The sequence below is a fragment of the Anaerolineales bacterium genome (assembly GCA_022866145.1).
Taxonomy (GTDB): Bacteria; Chloroflexota; Anaerolineae; order Anaerolineales; family E44-bin32; genus PFL42.
Genome location: JALHUE010000300.1, coordinates 1 through 3,917, shown reverse-complemented (window position 1 = coordinate 3,917; position 3,917 = coordinate 1). Strand labels below are relative to the sequence as shown.

Annotated in this window: 6 protein-coding genes; 2 read left to right on the top strand and 4 right to left on the bottom strand. The window is 65.1% G+C overall.

Annotated features, from left to right (window positions below; genetic code table 11):
• The 3 genes from MUO23_09220 to MUO23_09210 all read right to left on the bottom strand — a co-directional run.
• Positions 1-543 (bottom strand): hypothetical protein (locus MUO23_09220; protein ID MCJ7513131.1); only part of this gene is annotated, 543 nt, incomplete at its 3' end.
• A gap of 105 nt (positions 544-648) precedes the next feature.
• Positions 649-858: a hypothetical protein gene (locus MUO23_09215; protein ID MCJ7513130.1), complete on the bottom strand. Its 210-nt coding sequence runs from the start codon at positions 856-858 to the stop codon at positions 649-651.
• 266 nt (positions 859-1,124) lie between these two features.
• A complete protein-coding gene (locus tag MUO23_09210; GenBank protein ID MCJ7513129.1) occupies positions 1,125-1,814 on the bottom strand; it encodes a response regulator transcription factor in 690 nt (229 codons plus the stop codon).
• 162 nt (positions 1,815-1,976) lie between these two features.
• On the opposite strand from MUO23_09210, the gene bcp reads away from it, so the two are divergent.
• A complete protein-coding gene (bcp, locus tag MUO23_09205; protein ID MCJ7513128.1) occupies positions 1,977-2,456 on the top strand; it encodes a thioredoxin-dependent thiol peroxidase in 480 nt (159 codons plus the stop codon).
• 35 nt (positions 2,457-2,491) lie between these two features.
• Complete coding sequence (locus tag MUO23_09200; GenBank protein ID MCJ7513127.1) at positions 2,492-3,172, top strand: DedA family protein; 681 nt, start codon at positions 2,492-2,494, stop codon at positions 3,170-3,172.
• A gap of 154 nt (positions 3,173-3,326) precedes the next feature.
• Here MUO23_09200 and MUO23_09195 read toward each other — a convergent pair.
• Positions 3,327-3,917: site-2 protease family protein (locus tag MUO23_09195; GenBank protein MCJ7513126.1), on the bottom strand; the 591-nt coding region annotated here is incomplete at its 5' end.

Sequence of the window (3,917 nt, the reverse complement as noted above, 5' to 3'; positions counted from 1 at the left end):
GTCGATGCCCATTCCGGTGCCTTCGCGGGCCGGCTTAACGAAAGCCGGGAAGCCGCGTTTCCACAGGCTGGCGTCGTCGGCGGCCCGCGCCTCCAGGAATCTCGGCGTCGGCAGCCCCAGGCTTTGCCAGATGCGTTTGGTCTGTGTCTTGTCGAGCGAGAGCGCATTGGCCAGGACGCGCGAGGCCGTGTAAGGGATCCCGAGCAGTTCGAACACGGCCGGCGCCTGGGCTTCCCGCCCATCCCCCCCCAGGCCTTCAGCGATGTTGAAGACGATGTGCGGCCTGAGGTTGAGCAGAGCCTCTGGGAGCGTTTGGTCCGCCCGGCAGAAGGTCACCCAATGGCCATCTTCTTCCAGGGCCGCGGCCAGGGCCTCGATCGTCTCCCGCCGGTCGAATTCCGAGCCGGCATCGGCGGGAGCGTCGGGGCCCCAGTCGATTTCTTGCTTGAGGTTGGCCACCAGCGCGATACGCCACGGGGGTCTGCGCCTAGTCGGACTGGGAGGCTTCTTGTTGTGCAGTTTCATCGATGCATAATCGCGCATTGCCTAGTCTCCAATCTGAAATTGTGTCCCAACAAGACAGAGAGCCGGTCCCTTCGAGGAGCTGGCTCTCAGGTCCTTGCGACGGATTCCCACGGGCTTGTGCCGTCAACCCTCCAACTCATCCTCAGTCAGTACTTCTCCCATCTTCCAGGTCGTACCCAGCGGGCTATCGAAGGCCCAATCCAGTTCAACCGGTGAAGACTCGACGACCTCCAACCGGGCACCGCACTTGGGGCATCGGGCTCGCTGGCCCAGCCCAGGCGGGTGAGAGAAGTGGACCTGGCCGGCACACTCGGGACAGGTTCCATCCAGCATCCTCTCGATCCTTTCAGCGCTGCGCCAGGATCACTCATACCAGGGGTAAAAATACCGAAATGGTGCGCAAATCCCCTGCGCTAGATGTGGCAGAGGTGTCCCAGAATGGCCCTAGATGTGGCAAAGGCGTGCAAGCGGCGGATCAACGGATCGAGGAGCTGGCAGGCGCCATTGACAGGTGAGACTGCGCCCCGAGGCACGCATGAGCAAACCGGATCCCCTGCCGCCGGATCCTCACCGGCTTCAGCGGCCGGTAGCCACTACGGCTAGGCGGGTTGTTCGCGGGTGAACTGGTAGCCCACCCCGGCCACCGTCTGAATGAACCGCGGTTTCTCCGGGTCGGGCTCGATCTTGTGACGCAGGCGGCTGACCAACCCTCGGACCAGGTCACGGTCGCCTTCCCCGGAATACCCCCAGACGCGCTCAACGATTGCTTCAGTGGGAACCACCTGCTCGCGATTGGTCACCAAGACGTGCAGCAGGCGGAATTCAAGCTGGGTCAGGCGGCGAGGCTCCTTGCCCTCGACGCTGACGGTGCGTGTCCCCGGGTCGAGGGTGATCCCCTCGAGCTCGAGGCGGGGCACGCTGAACGAGGCCGTTGCGCCGTTGCGGCGCAGCAATCCCAGGGCATACTCTGAGAACAGCCGCAACGATACCGGCCGCTCCATCGCCAGATCGGCGCCGGTGCGCACCCAGGCTGCCAGCTGACCCTCGCTGGCCGGGTCCACCACCACGATCAAAGGGACATCGGTCACGGCCCGCAGCCCGGCGATCTCCGCCTGCAGGCTCCCGGTCTCCTCGGCCGCCAGGATGATCAAGTCCGCCGGGTTCTCCTCCCAGCTGTTCAGGATGCGGCGCAGCTCGGATCCGGGTGCAACGGCTAGTCCGGCGTGGCGCAGGGCAAACGAGATCAGATCGCGCTCATCCGGATCGGCAGCGATGACAAAAGCCTGCATCGGTTGCGGCGCCTCCCACGCACCGAAGTTGCATTCTAGGACGCCTGTCGCCAAAGGGCAACGCCGGCGGGCCCCCGGTCAGGGCCTCGGCAAAGGACAGGCGCCCCGACCGTGGTAGCATTGGCGGGCTTGCCCACCCGCAGCTCGGAGGGACACCCAGCGATGACCGCGCCCCGCCTCGGCGACCCTGCACCCGATTTCGCCCTGCTCGACGACCACGGCCAGCAGGTGCGGCTCTCAGGCTTTCGCGGACGTCCCGTGGTCCTGTACTTCTACCCCAAGGACGACACGCCGGGCTGCACCATCGAGGCCTGCGGCTTTCGCGATCAGTTCGAGGTCTACGGCCGGAACGCCATCGTCATCCTCGGCATCTCGCCGGACCTGGTGGCTTCCCACGCCAGGTTTCGGGACAAATTCTCCCTGCCCTTCCCGCTCCTGGCCGACGAAGGCCACACCGTCGCCTCCGCCTATGGGGTCTGGGGGCCCAAGACCTTCATGGGCCGCTCGTACGAAGGCGTGCACCGAACCACCTTCCTGATCGGCCCGGATGGGCGCCTGCTCCGCAGCTATGAAAACGTCAAGCCGGAAGGACATAGCGCGCAGATCCTGGCCGACCTGCTCGGGGCAAGCGCGGCCGGCTAGCTCGCCTGGCTTCAACGGATACCCAAAGGAGCCTCATGCAGCTTCTGGCACAGCTCTTTGACTTCATTCTCCACATCGACCGGCACCTCGGCGAGATCATCGCCAACTACGGCTACTGGACGTACATCATCTTGTTCGCGATCGTCTTCATGGAAACCGGTCTAGTGGTCACCCCGTTCTTGCCGGGCGACTCGCTGCTCTTCGCCGCCGGCGCCCTCGCCGCCACCGGGGCGCTCAACGTGTGGGTGCTGTTCGTCCTGCTGGCCTCGGCCGCGATTGTGGGCGACACGGTTAACTACTGGTTCGGCCACCGCATCGGACCGCGCGTCTTCCAGGAAGACGTCCGCTTCCTCAAGCGGGAGTACCTTGAGCGCACCCAGAAGTTCTACGACAAGCACGGCGGCAAGACGATCTTCCTCGCCCGCTTCATCCCGATCATCCGCACCTTCGCTCCCTTCGTGGCCGGCGTGGGCACGATGCGCTATAGCAAGTTCATCGTCTACAATGTGATCGGTGCGCTTGTCTGGACCTCGATCTTCATCTTCGCTGGCTACTTTTTCGGCAACCTCCCGATCGTGCGCGACAACTTCGGCCTCGTGGTGATCGCCATCATACTGATCTCCCTCCTGCCGGTGGGTTATGAACTGCTCCAGCATCGGCTTCGCCCGCGATCGGTGACAGCGCCGGAGCACCCCCTCTCTGAAGAAGGCCGATAAGGAAAGCCCCAGTCGCCGACGCCGCGCATCGGCCTGGAAGTGCGCTGGATCATGACTGAAGCAGTGGCAGCCGCTGCGCCAAGCCTTGTGGTTCACATCGCCCGGTCAGGTGGACCAGGGCCGGTTCACCGATTAGAGGCTCGCCGGGACGGCGCTAGCCGCGCAGCGGCACGGGCGTCAGCAGCAGGAAGAACAGCACGATCCCGAAGACGGCCAGGGCTTTGCGCCCTGGGGTCAGCGGGGTGAGGTCATCCAGCGGGGTGGCGTACACACGGCCGAGGACGAAGAGCATTCCAGCCCACAGGAACCAACCCGGCCAGACCAGCCCGAGCAGCAGCGTCCCACCCACCACAAACGGCCACAGGCGCAGGGCCTTCTTCCCCAGTAGGACATAGACCAGGTGTCCGCCGTCCAGTTGACCGGCCGGGATCAGGTTCAGCGCCGTCACCAGCAACCCCGCCCAGCCTGCCCAGGCCACCGGGCTGAGAAAGACATCGGTTCCGCCCAGGGGCAGGGGCTGCCCGGCGACTACGTAGCGCAGCCAGTACAGGACGGCCGGCATGCCTCCATAGCTGACGGGTGCTGGCAGCCAGGCACCGGTGACCAACCATTTCGCGGCCAGGTACACGAGCGAGTTGCCTTCCAGTCCCCCCAAGGCTGCGGGGTCGGTCGGTAGCGGCGCGACGACGGAGATCGATAGCCCATAGAGAAGGATGGGCACTGCAACGGCCAGCCCCGCCAACGG